A 20861-nucleotide genomic window follows, 5' to 3' on the forward strand; every position below is an offset into this window, starting at 1 on the left:
TGGCGTCACCCGTCCAGCATGACACGGCCCACGGTCACGGCCACCGCGCCGCCGACGTGTCGCGCCGCCCGGCCAACCCGTCCCGCCGCGCCCGCACCCCCCACATCGTCACCCGCCACAACGCCTCACGCACGATCGACGCGCTCATCTTGCTGGCGCCCTGCTCCCGCTCGGCGAACGTGATGGGCACCTCCACCACCCGGAACCCTTCCCGGTAGGCCCGCCACGTCAACTCCACCTGGAACGCGTAACCCTGCGACGCCACACTCGTGTAGTCGATCTTGTCCAGGACCGGCAGCCGGTAGACCCGGTACCCACCCGTCGCGTCCCGCACCGGCATCCCCAACGCCAACCGCGTGTACAGGTTCGCGCCCTGCGACAACACCCAACGGTGCCGGGGCCAGTTCAACACCTCACCACCGGGCACCCACCGCGAGCCGATGACCACATCAGCCGAACGGGCCGCGTCCAACAACGACGGCAACTGCTCCGGCGCGTGCGAACCATCGGCGTCCATCTCCACGACGGCGTCGTAGCCGTGCTCGCGCGCCCACCCGAACCCCGCCACGTACGCCGCGCCCAGGCCCTGCTTGCCCGGCCGGTGCAGCACGTGCACCTGCCCGTCGGCGGCCGCCAGCTCGTCGGCCACCGCCCCGGTGCCGTCCGGCGAGTTGTCGTCGGCGACCAGCACGTCGACCGCCGGCACCGCGGCCCGGACCCGGTCGACGATCACCCGTACGTTCGCCGCCTCGTTGTACGTGGGAATGACCACCAGCACACGACCCACGCCGGGATACCCCTGCGCACCGCCAGCCGCCGACGCCGCTCCGCTCACCGTGCCTCCGAATCCGATTCGACCGCCCGCCGCCGCGACCACCCCGCCGCGACCATGACCGCGCCGGCGAGAACCACCAGCACCATCTCAGGCCAGAAACCCAACCGAGTCGCCAGCGTACGCGTCGCGCCCACGTCCATCTCACTGACCACAGCCGCCGCCGTGTTGAACCGCGTCGCCTGCGACACCCGCCCATTGTGATCGACAAACGCCGATACACCAACGGTCGAGGCCATCAAACCCGCGCGACCGTGCTCCACCGCCCGCACCCGCACCATCGCCAACTGCTGGCCGGCCTCGGCCGCGTCGAACGTCGCGTTGTTCGTCTGCACCACCACCAACTGGGCACCGCCGGTCACCGTGTCCCGCACCAACCCGTCGTACGCCACCTCGAAACAGATGACCCCGCTGACCGACACCGGACCCACCCGCAACACACCCGGACGGTCACCGGCCACGAAATCCGACCGAACCCGGTCGACCTCCTCGCTGACCATCCGCGCCACCCGCCGCAACGGCACGTACTCCGCGAACGGCACCGGATGCCGCTTCACGTACACCTGCTCGACGTCCGGACCCGCCCCCGGCTCCCACACCAGGCTCACGTTACGCACCTCACCCGGCTGCGGACCATGCAGCAACGCGCCCACCAGGATCGGCACCCCGATCGCCTCCGCCGCCTCGTCGATCGACGCCCGCGCCGCCGCGTCCCGCAACGGATCGACATCACTGGCGTTCTCCGGCCACACCACCAGATCCGGCGCCGGCACCTCACCCGCCGCCACCCGCCGCGCCAACCCGACCGTACCCGCCACATGGTTGTCCAGCACCGCGCGCCGCTGCGCGTTGAAGTCCAACCCCATCCGCGGCACGTTGCCCTGCACGATCGCCACCGTCACCGTGCCCGCCGACCCACCGCCCGTCGGCACCAGCAACCCCACCACGGACACCAACCCGGCCACGGACACCAACCCGGCCACCGACACCAAACCACGACCCCACCGCCAACGCCGCCACACCGCCGCCGCCAGCGCACCACCCGACACCGCCACCAAAAACGTCACCAACGGCGCCCCACCCACCGACGCCACCGCCAACACCGGCGCGTCACCCTGGCTGAACGCCAACCGACCCCACGGGAAACCACCGAACGGCGTACGCCCCCGCAACGCCTCCTGCCCCACCCACAACAGCCCCGTCACCACCGGCCACACCACCCAGCGCGCCCGGTCCACCAACCCCGACACCCACGCCGCCGCCGACCCCAACACCGCCAGATACGCCGCCTGCAAACCCGACAACAACACCCACGGCAGATTCCCGGTATGCAGATTGGTCCAACTCAACAGGGGCGCGAAGAACACCACCCCCGCCAGGAAACCCAACCCCGCCCCCGCGCGCAGCCGCCGACGGTGCACCGCCACCGCCAACGCCGCCACCCCCACCGGCGCCAACCACCACCACCCGTACGGCGGAAAAGCCCCCAGCAACGCCAGACCGGCCACCACCGACGCCATGACCGCCCACGGCAACGGCAACGGCCGCCGACCGCCACCGACGACGTCGACCACCCGACCCCGCCGCGGCACCTCGGCCACGTCCACCATCGTCACGTTCCGTCCCCAACCCGTACCCGAACAGCATCCGGACACCCCGGATCCATTCGACGAAGGCTACCGGCCCCGGCCACACCACCGCGAAGACGCACAGCCTGCCGAGACAAAATCGGGGCGCGACCGGTTGGCCGCGCCCCGTGCTCCCAGGCCCCTCCCCCGCCGGTGCGGCAGACGACCCGCACGGCGACCTTCGGACCGACCAGCCGGGGACTGGCTGCCCCCGGCGGACCGTTGTCTACTGGCCCCGCGCGACCCTCTGCCCGAACACCGGAAGACGCGGCCGGTCCGCGCCGCCTCGCCGACCCTCGCCCACTGGACCTGGCCGATGCGAACCACCACCGTGGCGAACCCACGAACAGCGGACCCCGCACCGCGACAAGAACGTCGCTCGGCCAGCGGACGAAGAAACGAAGCGAACAACAGCCGCTTCCCGTGGTAGGACTCAAAGACGGTACGTGCCCCACCCCCACCGCTGTCAACCCGAGACGTGGCGACACACCACACCACGGCGTGTCGCCCGGCGTGTCCCCACGCGCAGCAGACCGAACGGCAGCAGACCGAACGGCAGCGCGTCGGACCGTCCAGCGGCCGCCCGCCGCCGGCATCCCGGTGGCCACCGGGATGCCGGCGCGGCTCACCCCGGCAACAGGTACCGCTCCACCAACCCCCTGGCCGCCCGCGGATGATCCGCCGCCAACAACCCGGCCGCAGCCAACACGTACTCCCCGTCCACCACCGGCACCGCCGCCCGGGGCACCAGCCACCCACCGCCCCGATCCGCCGCCACCGACTCCAACACCCCCACCGCGTCCACCGACGCCGCCGCGCGCAACACCCCACCGGAACCCACCAACCACCGCACCCTGCGCAGATCCCGACCACTGTCCGGCACCCGCTCCTCGACCCGCGCGTGCCGCCGCACCGCCACCAGCGCCGCCAACCGCGCCAACCGCAGATCCACCGCCGACGGCGGCCCGTCACCCGCCGCCACCCGCCCCTGGCCGGCGGCCCGCGCCGCGACCGCAGCCGCCAACCCGTCCGCCTCACGTCCCGTCACCAACCGCTCCGCCACCGCCGCCGCGACCACCCCCGACGCCCCCGACCACACCCCCAGATCACCCTCCACCGTCCGCGCCCGCCCCCACCAACCAGCGACCTCCCCCACCGGCCTCGGCTCCGCCGCCCCCGGCAACGGCACCGCCTCCACCACCGAATACACATCCGTCGTCGCCCCGCCCACATCCACCACCAGCAGATCAGCGCCGGTCACCCCGGCCAACACCTCCACCCCGGCCAGGACCGCGTCCGGTGTCGCCGCCCGCACCGACGCCGCGAACCGGCCATCACGCGACAACCCCTTACCGCCGATCACCCGCCGAAGGAACACCTCCCGCACCGCCGCCCGCGCCGACCCCGGCGCCAGCACCCCGATCCGGGGCAACACATTGCCCGCCACAGCCACCGGCACCCCCGCCTCCGCCAACACCTCCGCCGCCCGCGCACCCCCGTCGGCGTTACCGGCCACCACCACCGGCACCGCCAATCCCGAACCGGCCAACCACCCGGCGTTGTGCAACAACACCTCGACGTCCCCGCCGTCCGTACCGCCCACCAACAGCAGCACCTCCGGCCGCGCCGCCCGCAACCGCGCCACCTCGACGTCGTCGAGCCACCCCGCCGACACCCGCACCACCCGGGCACCCGCCGACAACCCCACCCGCGCCCCCGCCCGCGCCGTCACCAACTCCTCGTAGCCCACCACCGCCAGACGAAGCCCACCCCCCGCCGACGAACACACCAACCACGGCACCGCGGCGACGTCGACACCGGCCCGCGCCCCCGCCCGCCACACCGCCGCCACCAACCCGTCCCACACATCCGTGGCCGCCGTCGTCGGATGCGCCGCCGTCGCCCGCAACATCCCGTCAGCCGAATCGACCACCGCCACCTTCGTGAACGTCGACCCCACATCGGCGCAGACCACCACACTCACCCGGCACCACCCGCCGCCGGCACCACCACCGTTCCCACCGCCGACACCGCCAACAACGGCGGATCGAGCACCTCCGCCGCCGACACCCCCCGGTCCGGTCGCCCCCGACACACCACCACACACTCGAACCGCACCGTCCGGCTACGGTTGCCCACCCGTACCACCGTGCCGGTCGCCGCCACCACGTCCCCAGCCCGCACCGGCGCCACGAACCGCACCTGCTCGTACCCGGCGAACAACCCCTCGTCACCGTCACCGCGCACACACAACTCCGTCGCCACGTCGCCGAACAACCCCAACACGTACGCCCCGTCCAGCAAACCACCCGCGTAATGCGCGTGCCCGTACGGCACGTACCGGCGATGCGTCGCCGCCAACCCGATCAACCCGGTCACCCCGCCACCCCCACCCGACGACTCACCACGTCCACCACCGCGTACGCCAGATAACTCGCCACCTCACGAGGCGTCGTCCCCCGACCGAAGATCCGATCCACCCCCAACTCCGCCGCCATCAACTCGTCGAACCGTGGACCACCCACCACCAACACCGGCCGCCGCGCCGCCGGCACCGCCTCCCGGAACGCCGCCGACATCTCCCGAACGTTCACCAGATGCGCGTCCCGCTGCGTCACCACCTGCGACACCAACACCGCGTCCGCCCGCTGGCGCACCGCCGCCTCCACCAACTCCGGCACGGTCACCTGCGCCCCCAGATTCGTCACCGCGAACTCCCGGTAGTACTCCAGACCCTTCTCACCCGCGATACCCTTCACATTCAAGATCGCGTCGATACCGACCGTGTGCGCATCCGTGCCGATACACGCGCCGACCACCGCCAACTTCCGCCCCAGACCCGACCGCACCGCCGCGTTCACCTCCTGGGCGCTCAACAACGGATAGTCCCGCTCCACCACCCGCACCGCCGACAGATCCACCAGATGATTCACCCGGCCATACACCACGAAAAACGTGAACCCGTCCCCGACAGCGGTCGCGTGCACCACCATCGCCGGATCGATCCCCATCTTCTGCGCCAACTGCACCGCCGCCCCCTCCGCACGCTTGTCGAACGACACCGGCAACGTGAACGACACCTGCACCATCCCGTCACCGCTGGAATCCCCGTACGGGCGCACCACCTCACCCATCGGACCTCCCCACACCACCGGACTCCAACAGATCCGCCACCGGATTCAGATAATCCGCGGCACGCGCCACCACCCCGTCACGCCCCTTCCCCCCGTCCGCCGGACGCCGCATCACCCCGAACGTCCCATCCCCGATCGCCCCCAGCAACGACCCGTCCGCGATCCGCTCCAACAGCTCCACCGCCTCCGCCAACACCCGCCCCGCCCGCCGCTGCACGAACCCACCGGGAGCCGGCGCGAAATCCTCCGCCAATCCGCCCGCCGCACCCACCACGTACCGCACGTTCTGCAGCGCGATGTCCCGGTCACTGAGCCACGGCGTCGCCACCGCCTCCGTCATCATCCCCACCAACAAGATGCTCTGCCCGGTCAACACCCCCGCCAGATTGAAAAACCCGTTCAACAAATTTCCCCGAAACACGTCACCCGTCATGTGACGCGTTGGCGGCATCCACTTCAACGGGGCATTGGGAAACAGCTCCCGCGCCAACAACGCATGCGCCAACTCCAACCGGAACGACTCCGGAACAGCCGGATCAATCTCGAACGCGTGCCCCAGACCCAACTGCCAGTCCGCCAACCCGGCCTCCACCGCGAAATACTCGTTCAACAACTGCGACACCGTCACCGTGTGCGCCGCCTCCACCGCATCGGCGGTCGTCAGATAATTATCCTCGCCCGTGTTGATGATGATGCCCGCACGCGCATGAACCTGGCGGGAAAAACGCTGATCCACGAACGTCCTGATCGGATTGATATCCCGGAACAAAATCCCGTACATCGAATCGTTCAACATCATGTCCAACCGCTCCAACCCCGCCAACACCGCCATCTCCGGCATACACAACCCCGAAGCGTAATTCGTCAAACGCACATAACGCCCCACCTCAGCGGACACCTCGTCCAACGCCGCCCGCATCAACCGAAAATTCTCCTGCGTCGCGTACGTCCCCGCGAACCCCTCCCGCGTCGCCCCCTCCGGCACGTAATCCAACAACGACTGACCCGTCGACCGAATAACCGCGATCACATCCGCGCCAGCCCGCGCCGCCGCCTTCGCCTGCACCACATCCTCATAAATGTCCCCGGTCGCCACGATCAGATAGATCCACGGCCGCCCCGGCGGATCCCCCCACCGCCCCACCAACCGCTCCCGCTCCGCCCGACACCGGTCGACCCGCGCCACCCCCGCCGCCGCCACCGCACCCGCCAACCGCCGCGCCACCCCCGCCTCGACCCCCACCGGCACCCTGAACCGCACCGCCCCCGCCGCCGCCTCCTGCGCCAACCCCGTCACCGCCGCCGAATCCACCCCCGACACCCCCGCCCGCACCAACGCGTCACACACCGGCACCGCCACCCCGTGCGCCAACCCCACCTGCCCCGCAACCACATCCACCAACCGGTTCACCCACGGAATCCCCTCCGCATCCGCCCCCACCACCCCCATCAACCGCAACACCGCCCGCTCCACCGACACCGTCGTGTGCGAACACGCCAACGCCACCACCGGCTCACCGACCCGGGCCGCCAACTCCCGCGCCCGCCCCACCACAGCGGCGTCCAACCCCAACAACCCACCCATCACCCACCCACCCCCGCCATCGGCGACCCCGCCGCCACGAAAATCTCCCGGCCACGCGACACCGTCCGCAGACACCGCGGCAACGGCGTCGGATCCGCCGGCCCCCGCAACTCCGGCTCCTCCGCCACCAACACCGGCAACCCCTGCGACACCCCCGCCGGAGCCGACCACACCGCGAACGTCGCCGCCGCACCCGGCGCCAACACACCCTCCCGCGACGTGTCCACCACCCCCGGCGCCAACGCCCGCCACCCACCCCGGGTATGCGCCGCGAACGCCGCCCGCACCCCCAACCGCGACCCCGGATGGAAATGCGACACCGCCGCCCGCACCGACCCCCACGGATCCAACGGCGTCACCGGCGCGTCCGAACCAAACGCCAACGCCACCCCCACCCCGTGCAACGCCCCGAACGGATTCGACGCCAACGCCCGCCGCACCCCCAACCGCGCCGCGTACATCTGCCCAGGACCACCCCACAACCGGTCGAACGCCGGCTGCACACTCGCCACAATCCCGTACTCCACGAACCCCGCGATCAACGCCTTGTCCACCAACTCCACGTGCTCCACCCGATGCCGACCCGCCCGCAACCGCTCCACCCCCACCTCCCGCGCCGCCAACCCGAAACCCGCCACCACCGCCGCCACCGCCGCGTCCCCGATCGCGTGAAACCCGCCCTGCACCCCCTGCCGCGCGCACTCCACCAGATGCGCCGCCACCTGCCCCGCGTCCAAAAACGCCGAACCACAACCCCCACCATCGACATACGGCTCCGACACGTACGCCGTCCGGGACCCCAACGCCCCGTCCGCGTACAGATCACCACCCGCACCCACCGCCCCCAGCTCCCGGGCCCGCGCCACCCCCATCAACTCACCCCAGTAGCCGTACACCTCCGGCAGACCATCACCGGACAACCGCAACACCCCGACGAAGTCCTCCTCCGACGACGTCCCCGGACCACCACACTCGTGCACCGCCGCGATCCCCAACCCGGCGGCGGCCGACAACGCCACCCGCTGCGCCGCCACCCGCTGCGCAGCGCTCAACGAACCCAACGCCACCGCCCGCACCGCGTGATGCGCTTCCTCCCGCAACCAACCGACCACCGCACCCGACGCACCCACACCCTCCACCCCGGTCCCCGAGCCAGCCGCCACCTGCGGCACCAACGCCAACATCTCCGACGACACCAACGCCGAATGAATCGACGCCTGCGACAGATACACCCGCCGACCACCCGCCGCCGCCGACAACCGCCCCGCGTCCGGCGGCACCGGCACCCGCCACGTCGACTCGTCCCACCCATGACCCAACACCACCGCGTCCGTCGGCAACCCCGCCGCGAACCCCGCCACCCGATCCAGCAACTCCTCCGCCGACCGCACCCCGGACAGATCCAACCCCGACAACACCAGCCCCGTATCCGTCGCGTGCACATGCGCGTCCACGAACGCCGGCGTCACCACCGCGCCATCCAGATCCACCACCACATCAGCGGGCGGCGCCTCCGCGTCCACCCCCACCCAGGAGATCACCCCGTCGCGCACCACCAACGCCGTCGCCCCCGGAACCGCCGGACAATACAGCCGCCCACCCCGGTACAGCACCACCGGCAGATCAGCCACGTCACCACGCCCACTCGTCGTCATGGTCATCAGTCTGCCGCCAGCCGAGCCTCGAACAACCCCCGCACGCCAGGCTCAGCGGCGAACAAATCCAGCGCCATCCGCGCATGACCCGGCACATAGCCGTTGCCCACCAGCATCGTCACGTCAGCCGCCAGGCCCTCCGCGCCCAGCGCCGCCGCCGCGAAACTCGTCGCCATCGAAAAGAACACCACCGTCCCGGCGTCCGCCGTCGCCAACACCGCCCCGTGCTCACAACCCGGCACATCCACACAGACCACCGTCACGTCCGCGGCCGCCCCCAACGCCTCCCGCACGGCCGCGGACACCGCCACCGGATCCCGGGCGTCCGCGACGACCACCGCCGACACCAACCCCGCCGACACCAACCGGTCACGTTCCGCCACGGTCGGCACCACCCCGACCGTACGGCCGGCACCCGCCCGCCGGGCGGCAGCCAACGCCAACGCCCCGCTCTTACCGGCACCACCCAGCACCGCCACCCGGACCCCGGCCCGCGCGTCCGCCGGCCGCTGCGCGCGGACCACCCGGTCGGTCAACGCCGGAGCCCCACACACGTCCAGGACCGCCAACGCGTACCGGTCCGGCAGGTCCGCCGGCAGCGCCGCCACCACGGTCCGCCCGAACAAGATGGCATGACCCGCACACGGCACCTGCTCGCTGAGCCCGTCCCACCCGGCGAGGTCGTCGTCGACCGCCAACGGAGTCAAGGTCAACGACACCAGGCTCGCCACCCGGTCACCCACCCGCACCGGTGCCGTCGCCGCCGGACCCACCGCCTCCACCGTGCCGATCAACATCCCGCCGGACCCGGTGACCGGATTGTGCATCTTGCCGCGCCGGCCGATGATCTCCCGTACTTCGGCCCGGACCGCCGCCCCGGCACCGGCATGCTTGTCGCGCAGCTGACGGAAGCTCGCCGCGTCCAGATTGAGACGCTCCACTCGGATCCGGAGCTCGTCGTCGGCGATGTCAGGACTGGTGTCCAGCCGCCACGCCGCCTGCGGCAACACCCCGACCGGCTCGATCACCCGATGCAGACCCACCGGCGAGGACGCGTTCCCTGCCACGCGGCGCACCTCCTCCTATCCCGGCGCCACACCATCGGGCAACCAGCAGCGATAACCACGGTCATAGTCTCATCGAACAGGAAGACTTACGGCAGACTAGTTCCTAGACAGGAGATTATCCAGTACCGTTCGGAGTGCAGCAACCATCCGACGGCACCACACCCCGCCACCGGCCACCAGGAGGTCGCCATGCCGCAGCCCATCCCGGCCGACACCAGCCGCGCCGGCATCGCACCCCCGCCACCGCACCAGCCCTACGAGTACCGCCGCCGGGAACTCACCGAACCCGACTGGCGACGCCTACCCGGATGGCGCGACGTGACCGCCGACGAGTGGCAGTCGGCCCAGTGGCAACGCGCACACTGCGTCAAGACCACCGCCCAACTACACGCTGTGCTCGGCGACCTCGTCGACGACGGGTTCTACGCCGACCTCGCGGCCGACCAGACGGGGCACGCCACCATGTCGATGCTGATCACGCCACAGATGATCAACACGATGGTGCCGGACGCCGCACCGGACACCGGCACCCTGCGAGCCGACCCCATCCGGCACTACATGCTGCCGTTGGCCTCAGACCGACGTACCGATTGGCCGTCCCACCCGTACGCCAGCCGCGACTCCCTGCACGAACACGACATGTGGGTCGCCGAGGGACTCACCCACCGTTACCCCACCAAGGTCCTCGCCGAACTGCTCGCCACCTGCCCGCAGTACTGCGGGCACTGCACCCGGATGGACCTGGTCGGCAACTCCACCCCCACCGTCGACAAGCTGCGGCTCACCCTCAAACCCGTCGCCCGCTACGACGCGCACATCGACTACCTCCGCCGACACCCCGGCGTCCGCGACGTCGTCGTGTCCGGCGGGGACGTGGCCAACCTGCCCTGGCGTCATCTCGAGGACTACCTCATGCGGCTGCTGAGCATCGACACCATCCGGGACATCAGGCTCGCCACCAAGGCGTTGATGGGTCTGCCGCAACACTGGCTGCAACACGACGTCGTGGCCGGCCTGGAACGAGTCGCCCGCACCGCCGCCCGCAACGGCGTCAACCTGGCCATCCACACCCACGTCAACCACGTACAGTCGCTCACCCCCCTGGTCGCCCGCGCCGCGCAGACAGCCCTCGACGTCGGCGTCCGCGACGTCCGCAACCAAGGGGTGCTCATGCGTGGCGTCAACGCCGACGCGTCGGCCCTGCTCGACCTCTGCTTCGCGCTCCAAGGCGAAGCCGGCATCCTGCCGTACTACTTCTACCTCTGCGACATGATCCCCAACGCCGAACACTGGCGGGTCCCGGTCTGGACGGCCCAGCGGCTGCAACACGACATGATGGGCTACCTGCCCGGCTACGCCACCCCGCGGATCGTCTGCGATGTGCCGTTCGTCGGCAAACGCTGGGTGCACATGCTCACCGAGTACGACCGGGAACACGGCATCTCGTACTGGACCAAGAACTACCGGACCTCGATCGAAACCGCCGACGACGGCGTACTCGACCGGCGTTACGCCTACTACGACCCGATCGACACGCTACCGGCGGCGGGTCAGGACTGGTGGAGCCGACAGCACCGCGCCGCCCGCGCCTGACGCCCCTGCCGGCAGCGACCTGACGCACCGCGCGCGGGCGGCACAACGGACTGCGGCCCAGACACCGCATCGGTGTCTGGGCCGCAGTCCGTTGTCGTACGCCACCGCGTCGACGGCAGCGGTCAGCCGTTCAGAGCGTCCTTCGCGTTGCGGCCGGCATCCTTGACGTGCTCGCCAGCCTGCTTGGTACGCGCCTTGCCCGCCTCGGCGGCACCTTCGGCGCGCATCTGCTCGTTGTCGGTGGCGGCGCCGTACCGCTCCTTGGCCTGGCCCTTGAGCTCCTCGGCCTTGTTCCGTGCCTTGTCAGCCATGCTCATGATCGATCACTCCTCCGGTAGCCGGCGAGGTGTCGTCGCCGCGTGCCTGTTGATATGCCCGGAGCCGCTGTCGTGAAACCGTGATGTAGGTCTTGTCGGGTGAGCTGGTGCACGATCGCTAAAGCGTCCTAGGACGATAGGCCAGATCTGGACCGCCGAGCATCCACGAGGCCGGGTCAGGGCCACGCCGACCAGCGGCGGCACGGCGGACCGTGGCTCACATCAACTTCGGCGGCCGCGACTCGTACGGCGTGGACAACACGACCGTCGTCCGAGTGGTCACGTTCGCGGCCGTACGGATGTCCTGCAGCAGCCGCTCCAGGTCAGCCGGGCTGCCCACCCGGACCAGCAGGAGGTAGAAGTCCTCCCCCGCCACCGAATAGCACGAGTCGATCGCCGCCAGATGGGACAACCGCTCCGGAGCGTCGTCCGGCTGAGACGGGTCCAGTGGCCGGATCGCCACGAACGCGCTCAGCGGCAGGCCGATCGCCTCGTGCGACACCCGGGCCGCGTACCCCTTGACCACGCCCCGTTGTTCCAGCCGGCGCACCCGTTGATGGACCGCCGACACCGACAGCCCCACCCGCTCGGCCAGGTCGGTGTACGACACCCGGCCGTCAGTGGTCAACGCGGTGACGATGGCGCGATCGGTCTCCTCCACAGCGAGAAACCTACCGGTCGGACATCGGCCGCCGCGACGCCGATACCCGTCGCCGAACGCCCGCGCGACGCGACGCCGTTCAGTCCCGCGCCAACGCACGTGAGATGATCATGCGCTGGATCTGGTTGGTGCCCTCCACGATCTGCAACACCTTCGCCTCCCGCAGATACCGCTCGACCGGATGGTCCGCCGCGTAGCCGTACCCGCCGAGCACCTGGACCGCGTCGATGGTGACCCGCATCGCCACGTCCGTGGCGAACACTTTGGCCTTGGCCGCCTCCGTCGCGTACGGCCGGCCGGCGTCGCGCAACCGCGCCGCCGACAGCGTGACCGCCCGCGCCGCCGCCACCTGGATGGACATCTCCGCCAGCAGGAATCCCAGGCCCTGGAATTCGATGATCGGCCGCCCGAACTGTTCGCGTTCGCGGGCGTAGCGCACCGCGTGGTCGACAGCCGCCTGGGCCAGCCCGACCGCGCAGGCGGCGATGCCCAGCCGGCCGGACGCGAGCGCGGCCATCGCGATGCCGAACCCCTCACCGGCCGCACCGACCAGCCGGTCCGCCGGCACCCGTACCTCGTCGAAGACGATCTGTGCCACCGGCGACGACCGCAGACCCATCGTCCGCTCGGCCGGCTGCGGCGCGATTCCCGCCGTGTCGGCGTCGACCAGCAGGCAGGAGATCCCCGCCGCGCCCGGTCCGCCGGTACGGCAGAAGACGTTGTAGAAATCGGCCACCCCGGCGTGGGTGATCCACGCCTTGGTCCCCGACACCAGGAAATCGTCGCCGTCGGCCTGGGCCCGGGTGGTCAACGCGGCGGCGTCCGAGCCGCCCTGCGGTTCGGACAGGCAGTACGCCCCGAGCAGGTCCCCGCCGAGCATCTCCGGCAATGCCTTGCGCTGTCGCGGGCTGCCATAGGCGGCCAGCGGGAAACAGGACAGGGTGTGCACGCTGACCGCCTCGGCCACCGCCAGCCACCGGCTGGCCAGCACCTCCAGGACCTGCAGATACACCTCGTAGGGCTGGCCGGAACCGCCGTCGGCCTCCGGGTACGGCAGCCCCAGCAGTCCCGCCCGCCCCAGGGTCCGGATCACCTCCCGGGGAAACCCGCCACGGGCCTCGAACTCGTCGACCCGGCCGGCGAGCTCCCGGTCGGCCAGCTCGGTGGTCAACTCGATCAGGTCGTACGCCTCAGGGGTGGGCAGGACGCGCTCGACGGTCATGGCGGTGCGCTCCAGGGTGGTGAGCGGATCAGCGCCGACGCGCGGTGACGCGGCGGCGGTGCCGGTCGGACACCCTGTTAGCTTAACGCTCGTTTGGCTACGGCCGCCGATCGTGGTCGGTCACCTCCAGCCCGGCCGCCACCATCGCCCGGACGCGGTGCACGTCGGTCAGCAGACCCGGGTGATCGAGGAACTGGTCGACCGCGCCGATCGCCGGCAGCCGGCGGACCCGCGCGTCGGTGATGGCCCGCCGCAACGCGCCGACCAGCCGATCGGCGTCCAGCACCAGAAACGGTCGGTCCTGAAACGGCCGTACCGTCGGCTCCACCGGCTCGGCGAGACCAAGCGCGTTGGTCCGGGCCGCCACCAACTCGTACGCCCGACACAGGTGCTCCTGCCGGGTCGGCCAGTCGGCGGCGTGGGCCGCCGCCCGTAACACGGCCGGCAGGCCGTCGGTGTCCGGTAGCCGGCGGAACGCCGAGCCCAGCCACTTGCCGTACGGCGGGTACCGGCGGGCCACCAGCAGACTCAGCCGCATCAGGTCCCGGATCAGCCGGGCCGAGACCACGGCGGCGCCGAGATCGTCGCCGACCTCGGCACACCGTCCGACGAACGGCTCCTCGCCGGCGACCCGGGACCACTGGCCGGCCAGCACATGGCGCCACAGGTCGTCCGGATACCAGGCCAGCCGGCTCCGTACCGCGCGCAGGCCACCGTCGGGCAGTCCGTCGTGGAACACCGCCCCACCGGTGAACTCGGCGAGCCGCTGGGTCGGGGTGGCCAACCAGTCCAGGTCACCGACACCGGCCCGAGGGTCGAACCCGAGGGCGTGCCGACAGTGCGCGCCCACCTCGACCACAGTGATCCCGTGCCGCGTCCCGTTGCGGTCAGGCACGCCCAGACTACGGCGCGCGTCCGGGGCGAACCGGGTCGGACGGCCCAGGAACGTCGCCGGCAACTCGGCGGTCACCGCCGTGGTGACCGCGCCGATGGTCGAGGGATCCACGCGATCGAGAAAGATCTGCACCCGGGGTCCCCAGTCGTGGTCGCGCGAGCGGGCGGTGTCGAAACCCAACAATTCGGACCCGGTGTCCATCCGGGCGGCGGAGTGGCGCAACCCGGGGAACCGGGCGGCGAGCACCGGTGCCACCACCGCACGGTAGAACCGTCGGCTCAGCTCCAGACCGGGAACGAAGCTCATGACGGCAGCCTGCCGCACCGTCGCCGCCGGGCGCCGGCCAACGGCCCGATGCGCGGCGGCGTCCGACCCGGGTCCGGGCGGGCTGACCGGGCGGGTGGTCCCGAACCGGTACGGGTCGCACGCGCCGGATTACTCCGCCCGGCGACGGCCGGTCACCGCCACGGTTGTGCGACCCTGAACGGCGTGAACCGACAACCCCCCTTGCTCGCGATCGACGCGCCCGGCCTCTACTTCCGGGCCTACTTCGGGGTGCCCGAGTCCGCCGGACGTACCGAGGCCGGTGAACCGGTCAACGCGATCCGCGGCTTCCTCGACATGCTCGCCACGCTGATCAACCGGCGCCGCCCCGATCGGGTGATCTGCGCGTTGGATCACGACTGGCGGCCGGACTGGCGGGTACGGCTGCTGCCCTCCTACAAAGCACACCGGGTCGCGCCCGGCGGCGGGGAGGTGGTGCCGGACACGCTCGGCCCGCAGATCCCGGTGCTGCTGGACGTGCTAACCGCACTCGGCGTCCCGGCGATCGGTGCGTCCGGGTACGAGGCCGACGACGTACTCGGCACGTTGGCGACCCACGAACCGGCACCGGTCGAGGTGGTGTCCGGTGACCGTGACCTGTTTCAGCTGGTCGACGACGCCCGGCCGGTACGGCTGCTCTACATCGGTCGCGGGGTCGCCAAGCTGGACGACTGCGACGAAGCCGCGGTCCGGGCCCGGTTCGGCGTGCCGGCGAGCGGGTACGCCGATTTCGCCGCCCTGCGGGGAGATCCCAGCGACGGCCTGCCCGGGGTGCCCGGGGTGGGCGAGAAGACCGCCGCCCGCCTGCTCGACCGGTATGGCGACCTCACCTCGCTGGTGGCGGCGCTCGACGATCCGCAGGCGGGGTTCGCCCCCGGCCTGCGGGCCAAGCTGACCGCGTCCCGCGACTACCTGGCCGTCGCGCCGACCGTGGTACGGGTGGCCCGGGACGTGCCGCTCCCGCCGGTACGGGCGGCGCTGCCGGCGCGACCGGTGGACGCCGACCGGTTGCTGGAGTTGGCCGAGCGGTGGAACCTGGCGGGGTCCTGCCGGCGGATCGTCGACGCGATGGCACAGAACGCCGAGATGGACCGCGACGCCGAGACGGTCGGGACGGACCGGTAGGCGGAGACCACGGCTGGGACGGACCGCGACGCCGGGACGGACCGGTAGGCGGCTGGTGGTGGCGTCAGCGGCCGAAGCCGTTGAAGCCACCGGACGATTCGGTGCTGCTGTTCTGATCGCCGCCGGGGCCCGAGCGTGACCCGCTGCGCAGTGGGGTAAAGCCGTTGGGCCGCGCCGGCGCGGGGCGCGGGGCGCTGAGCCGCTCGGCGATCCGGGCGTCGAGGTAGGCCGCGGCCGCCCGGTCCTCCTCGGTGGGAGCCGACAGCACGGCGTAGACCAGCCCGATCACCACCAGCAGTACCGCGACGCCGATCGGGACCAGCAGCGTGGCGGCGGTCGCGCCGGTCAGCACCCCGGTCGGCTCGTGCAGGTGTACGGACATGGCGGTCATCCCGGTGAAGTGCATGCCGTTGACCGCCACGCCCATCAGCAGGGCCGCACCGGTCATCGCCAGCGGTCGGCGTACGGTGACCGCGAGCCACAGCGCCACGGTGGCGGCGACCACCGCGATCGCCACGGAGAGGCCGACCCGGAGGGCGTCGTAGCCGATGTCGCCGTTGAGCCGCATCGCCGCCATTCCGGTGTAGTGCATCGCGGCGACCCCCAGCCCGGTGAACACCCCACCGATGAGGATCTTCACCAGCGAGGGACGACCGAACCCGACGAGGAACAGACCGGCCCCGACCGCGGCGATCGCGATCACCGCGCTGGCCGCCGTGATCGCCACGTCGTACCGGATCTGGGTCCCGACGACACCGAACCCGAGCATGGCCATGAAGTGCATGGTCCAGATAGCGGTGCCGCCGATCGCGAAGGCGGCCAGAATGAGCCACCAGGCCCGACGGCCCGGGGTGGTCGCCTCCCGTACCCGCACCGCGCAGATCAGCCCCAGAAAGGAACCGAGCACGGACAGTGCGTAGCTGAGCGTCGGAGTGATCAAGCCGTACTCGAAATGGTGAATCTCTGCCACGTCTGCCCCCTCTGGCCCGCGCCACCGGCCGCGCGCCCCCAGCAACGATCGTGAGCAGCCAAAAGGTTGTTCGCAACCGAACGATCGGTTGTTTCACGAGGCTGTGTCGACATCGTGACGTGCAACCAGCACCACAGTCACTCGGGGTGATGACACGGTCGGCATGGGTCACCCCACCGCGTGGTAGGCCAGCACCCCCCGGTTCAACGCGACGACGGCCTGGGCGGCACACCGGGCCAGATCGGGTGCGGCGCCACGGGCCTGCGCCAGCTGGCCCAACATGTCGGCCACCTGCCGCGCCCACCGCACGAAGTCGCCGGCCGGCATCTCCCCCTCCAGACCGTGTCCGCTGGCAAGCACCTTGGCCAGTGGCTCGCCGCGCGCCCAGCGGTAGATCGGCCAGACGAATCCGAGATCCGGCTCGCGGGTCGATTCCAGGCCGCCCGCCGCCTCGTCGGCTTCCAACCGGGACCAGATCGCCATTGTCGCGTCGATCGCGTCGGTCACCGCGCCCCGTGGCAACGACGCCCGCTCGTCGACGTCACGGCGGGCCTCATAGACCACCACCGACACCGCCGCGGCCAACTCCGCCGGCGCCAGCCCGTCCCAGACCCCGGCCCGCAGACATTCGGCGACCAGCAGATCCGCTTCGGTCCAAATCCTGGCCAGCATCCGACCGGCGTCGGTCACCGTCTCGTCCGGCGCCAGATAGCCACGGGCGGTGAGCAGAGCGCAGACCCGGTCGAAGGTACGGGTCAACGATCCGGTCCGCCCGGCGACCCGGCTCCGCAGCTCGTCGGTGTCCCGGGCCAGCCGACGGCGACGCTCCGCCCAGCGGGCGTGCTCCTCCCGGTCCGGACAGCCGTGACAAGGATGCCGACGCAACTCCACCCGCAGCTGGCCGATCCGGTCGTCCTCGCCGTCAGCCGACGATCGTCCCCGACGCCGGCCGACGTGCCGGTCCAGGCCGGTACCGACGACCGCCGCCGCCAGATCCCGGCGGGCCGCCGGCGACCGGTGGTTGAAGTTCTTCGGCACCCGGATCCGGGCCAGCACCTCCGCCGGCACGGTGAAGTCGCCGGCCGCCACCCGGCCGGCCCACCGGTCCTGGGTCAGCACCAACGGGCGTGGCTCGCCGAACCCGCCGGAACCCGGATCGAGCACCACCGCCAGCCCGGACCGGCGACCGGACGGCACCCGGATCACGTCGCCGACCCGCAGCCGCTGCAGCGAATCGACCGCCGCGGCGCGGCGCTGATGCTGCCCCCGGCGGGCGAGCTCACGTTCCCGCTCGCCGATCGCCACCCGTAGCCCGAAGTACTCGTCGAAGTCACCCAGATGGCAGGCGGTCTCGGCACCATAGGTCTCGATGGTGTCGACGTTGCGCTGCACCTGCCGGGCCAGGCCGACGACCGAACGGTCGGCCTGGAACTGCGCGAACGACGACTCCAGCAGTTCCCGGGCAGCCGCCGCGCCCAACGAGCCCACCAGGTTGACCGCCATGTTGTACGACGGACGGAAGCTCGACCGCAGCGGATAGGTACGGGTGGAGGCCAGCCCGGCCACGTGCCGTGGATCGACCTCCGGCGACCAGACCACGACCGCGTGACCCTCCACGTCGATCCCCCGCCGACCGGCGCGCCCGGTGAGCTGCGTGTACTCCCCCGGGGTGAGGTCGACGTGCGCCTCGCCGTTGAACTTGACCAACCGTTCCAGCACCACGCAACGGGCCGGCATGTTGATCCCGAGCGCCAGCGTCTCGGTGGCGAACACCGCCTTGATCAGCCCTCGGACGAAGAGCTCCTCGACGACCTCCTTGAACGCCGGCAGCATGCCGGCGTGATGCGCGGCGAGCCCTCGTTCCAGGCCGTCCAACCAGCCCCAGTAGCCGAGGACCGACAGATCCTCACCCGGCAGGTTCGCCAACCTGGCCTCGGCGACCGCGCGGATCTCGGCCCGCTCGTCCGGGGTGGTCAGCCGCAGCCCGGCGGCCAGACACTGCTGCACGGCGGCGTCGCAGCCGGCCCGGCTGAAGACGAACAGGATCGCCGGCAGCAGCCCTTCGCGGTCCAGCCGCTCGATGACGTCGGCGCGGGCCGGCGGTCGCCAGCGAGGGCCGCGCCCACCGGAACGACCCCAACCCGGACCGTGGGTACGTCCGTCGCCGAGTTCGAGCCGACGCAGCATCTCCCGGGTGTAGCGCAGCAGTTCCGGGTGCACGTCGTGCTTACGGGCGGCGTCCGCGTCGTGGAACAGGTCGAACATCCGCCGCCCCACCAGCATGTGCTGCCACAGCGGCACCGGGCGGTGTTCGCTGACCACCACATCGGTGTGCCCTCGGACGGTGACCAGCCAGTCGCCGAACTCCTCGGCGTTGGACACGGTCGCCGACAACGACACCAGGGTCACCGCCGACGGCAGATGGATGATCACCTCTTCCCAGACCGCGCCCCGGAACCGGTCGGCCAGGTAGTGCACCTCGTCCATCACCACGTACGCCAGGCCGTCGAGGGTCGCCGAACCGGCGTAGAGCATGTTGCGCAGCACCTCGGTGGTCATCACCACCACCGGGGCATCGCCGTTGATCGCGTTGTCGCCGGTCAACAGCCCCACCCGGGCGGCACCGTACCGGTCCACCAGATCGTGGTACTTCTGGTTGGACAGGGCCTTGATCGGAGTGGTGTAGAAGCACTTGCGCGGTGGTCCACCGGTAGCCGTCGGACCGGTGAGTGCCAGATGGACCGCGAACTCGCCGACGACGGTCTTTCCGGCCCCGGTGGGCGCGCAGACCAGCACGCCGCTGCCGCGTTCCAGCGCCTGGCACGCCTCCCGCTGGAAGTCGTCAAGATCGAAACCAAGATCGAGGGCGAACTCCGCGAGCGCGGGAAAGGCGGTGGCCTGCGCGGCCCGGCGGCGCGCCGCTGCGTACCGCTCGGCGGGGCTCGACATACCGCAAGATTAATCCCCGCGCGCCGGGACCGTACCGGTCAGGGCGTGCTCCAGACCCGATCGGTGGGCTCGATAGGGTGCACAGCGTGCCGGAGCATCCCGAACCACCCCAGCCCCTCGGCCGATCCGGACAAGCGGACAGTGAGACCGGACGTCCCCGGCGCCGGCCGGTCGAGGCGGTACTGTTCGATTTCCACGGCACCCTCGCCCAGGTCGAGGACCCGATCGACTGGGTCACCGCCGGTGCGGCCGAGTGCGGCGTCACGCTCGACCGGGGCCGGGCCACGGTGCTGGCCGACCGGTTGTTGACCGCTGGCCGGGCCGGCGGCCCGCTGCCGAACCGGGTGCCGCCCCACCTGGCGGAGGTCTGGGCCGACCGCGACCTGTATCCACCGGCGCACCGCGCCGCCTACACCGGATTGGCCGCCACCGTCGACTGCGGCGTGGACGGCCTGGCCGAGGCGCTGTACGAACGGTTGCTGCGTCCGGAGGGCTGGCTGCCGTACGCCGACACCGCCGCCACGCTGCGCACCCTGCACACCGCCGGGGTACCGGTCGCGGTGGTCAGCAACATCGGATTCGACATCCGACCGCACTTCACCGCCTGGGGACTGGCCGGGCTGATCGGCAGCTGGGCGCTTTCCTACGAGGTGGGACGCTGCAAACCCGACCCGGCGATCTTCCTCCGCGCCTGCGGGCTGCTCGGCGTCGACCCGGAACGGACCCTGATGGTCGGTGACACCCCGGCCGACGCCGGCGCGGTCCGGGCCGGCTGTGCCGCGCTCGTGCTCCCGGCCGCCGACGCCGGCCGGGCGAACGGACTCGCCGCCGTGCTCGACCTCGCGATCAGCGACCCGGTCAGCTGACGCCACCCACGTAGCGTGACGGCCGCCCATACAGCGTG

The 20861-nt window shown here is 71.3% G+C and carries 17 protein-coding genes; 3 read left to right on the forward strand and 14 right to left on the reverse strand.

Annotation, left to right across the window (positions count from 1 at the left end):
* Window positions 1–34: 34 nt before the first annotated feature.
* The 8 genes from O7632_RS19125 to O7632_RS19160 form a co-directional block, all read right to left on the reverse strand.
* Window positions 35–835 carry a polyprenol monophosphomannose synthase gene (locus O7632_RS19125; RefSeq protein ID WP_278116167.1) on the reverse strand — a complete coding sequence of 267 codons (801 nt, stop codon included), beginning with the start codon at window positions 833–835 and terminating at the stop codon, window positions 35–37.
* The gene (gene lnt / locus O7632_RS19130; RefSeq protein ID WP_278120183.1) at window positions 832–2352 is read right to left on the reverse strand and encodes an apolipoprotein N-acyltransferase; all 1521 of its coding nucleotides are present in this window, start codon (window positions 2350–2352) and stop codon (window positions 832–834) included. Before lnt ends, O7632_RS19125 begins: the two co-directional genes overlap by 4 nt.
* A 733-nt stretch (window positions 2353–3085) precedes the next feature.
* Window positions 3086–4444 (reverse strand): glutamate mutase L, encoded by a 1359-nt coding sequence (locus O7632_RS19135; protein WP_278116169.1) that lies wholly within the window; start codon window positions 4442–4444, stop codon window positions 3086–3088.
* Window positions 4441–4839: a hotdog domain-containing protein gene (locus O7632_RS19140; RefSeq protein WP_278116171.1), complete on the reverse strand. Its 399-nt coding sequence runs from the start codon at window positions 4837–4839 to the stop codon at window positions 4441–4443. The genes O7632_RS19135 and O7632_RS19140 overlap by 4 nt, the downstream gene beginning before the upstream one ends.
* Window positions 4836–5594, reverse strand: coding sequence for an OAM dimerization domain-containing protein (locus tag O7632_RS19145; protein ID WP_278116173.1), 759 nt, complete (start codon window positions 5592–5594; stop codon window positions 4836–4838). Before O7632_RS19145 ends, O7632_RS19140 begins: the two co-directional genes overlap by 4 nt.
* The gene (locus O7632_RS19150) at window positions 5587–7179 is read right to left on the reverse strand and encodes a lysine 5,6-aminomutase subunit alpha (protein WP_278116175.1); all 1593 of its coding nucleotides are present in this window, start codon (window positions 7177–7179) and stop codon (window positions 5587–5589) included. The genes O7632_RS19145 and O7632_RS19150 overlap by 8 nt, the downstream gene beginning before the upstream one ends.
* Entirely contained in the window at window positions 7179–8834 is a 1656-nt protein-coding gene (locus O7632_RS19155) for an amidohydrolase family protein (protein WP_278116177.1), read from the reverse strand. The genes O7632_RS19150 and O7632_RS19155 overlap by 1 nt, the downstream gene beginning before the upstream one ends.
* Before the next feature lie 5 nt (window positions 8835–8839).
* Window positions 8840–9877, reverse strand: a complete 1038-nt coding sequence (locus tag O7632_RS19160) for a zinc-binding alcohol dehydrogenase (protein ID WP_278120185.1) — start codon at window positions 9875–9877, stop codon at window positions 8840–8842.
* Between the two features lie 213 nt (window positions 9878–10090).
* Between O7632_RS19160 and O7632_RS19165 the strand changes: the two genes are divergently transcribed.
* Window positions 10091–11494: a lysine 2,3-aminomutase gene (locus tag O7632_RS19165; protein ID WP_278116179.1), complete on the forward strand. Its 1404-nt coding sequence runs from the start codon at window positions 10091–10093 to the stop codon at window positions 11492–11494.
* 122 nt (window positions 11495–11616) lie between these two features.
* Here the strand turns inward: O7632_RS19165 and O7632_RS19170 are convergent, their stop codons facing one another.
* The 4 genes from O7632_RS19170 to O7632_RS19185 all read right to left on the reverse strand — a co-directional run bounded on the left by O7632_RS19170 (window position 11617) and on the right by O7632_RS19185 (window position 14895).
* Window positions 11617–11811: a CsbD family protein gene (locus tag O7632_RS19170; RefSeq protein WP_278116181.1), complete on the reverse strand. Its 195-nt coding sequence runs from the start codon at window positions 11809–11811 to the stop codon at window positions 11617–11619.
* A 217-nt stretch (window positions 11812–12028) separates the two neighbouring features.
* The gene (locus tag O7632_RS19175; RefSeq protein ID WP_278116183.1) at window positions 12029–12472 is read right to left on the reverse strand and encodes an Lrp/AsnC family transcriptional regulator; all 444 of its coding nucleotides are present in this window, start codon (window positions 12470–12472) and stop codon (window positions 12029–12031) included.
* Window positions 12473–12551: 79 nt separating this feature from the next.
* Window positions 12552–13694 (reverse strand): acyl-CoA dehydrogenase family protein, encoded by a 1143-nt coding sequence (locus tag O7632_RS19180; RefSeq protein ID WP_278116184.1) that lies wholly within the window; start codon window positions 13692–13694, stop codon window positions 12552–12554.
* A 97-nt stretch (window positions 13695–13791) separates the two neighbouring features.
* On the reverse strand, window positions 13792–14895 hold the full coding sequence (locus O7632_RS19185; RefSeq protein WP_278116186.1) for a DUF4037 domain-containing protein: 1104 nt from the start codon (window positions 14893–14895) through the stop codon (window positions 13792–13794).
* Between the two features lie 183 nt (window positions 14896–15078).
* Between O7632_RS19185 and O7632_RS19190 the strand changes: the two genes are divergently transcribed.
* Window positions 15079–16038, forward strand: coding sequence for a 5'-3' exonuclease (locus tag O7632_RS19190; protein ID WP_278116188.1), 960 nt, complete (start codon window positions 15079–15081; stop codon window positions 16036–16038).
* 64 nt (window positions 16039–16102) lie between these two features.
* Here the strand turns inward: O7632_RS19190 and O7632_RS19195 are convergent, their stop codons facing one another.
* Together O7632_RS19195 and O7632_RS19200 are read right to left on the reverse strand one after the other, a co-directional pair.
* Window positions 16103–17008, reverse strand: coding sequence for an MHYT domain-containing protein (locus O7632_RS19195; protein WP_278116190.1), 906 nt, complete (start codon window positions 17006–17008; stop codon window positions 16103–16105).
* 168 nt (window positions 17009–17176) lie between these two features.
* Window positions 17177–19957, reverse strand: coding sequence for a DEAD/DEAH box helicase (locus O7632_RS19200; RefSeq protein WP_278116192.1), 2781 nt, complete (start codon window positions 19955–19957; stop codon window positions 17177–17179).
* An 86-nt stretch (window positions 19958–20043) separates the two neighbouring features.
* On the opposite strand from O7632_RS19200, the gene O7632_RS19205 reads away from it, so the two are divergent.
* A complete protein-coding gene (locus O7632_RS19205; protein WP_278116194.1) occupies window positions 20044–20823 on the forward strand; it encodes an HAD-IA family hydrolase in 780 nt (259 codons plus the stop codon).
* The last annotated feature ends 38 nt before the right edge of the window (window positions 20824–20861 follow it).

The sequence above is a fragment of the Solwaraspora sp. WMMD406 genome, from assembly GCF_029626025.1.
Taxonomy (GTDB): Bacteria; Actinomycetota; Actinomycetes; order Mycobacteriales; family Micromonosporaceae; genus Micromonospora_E.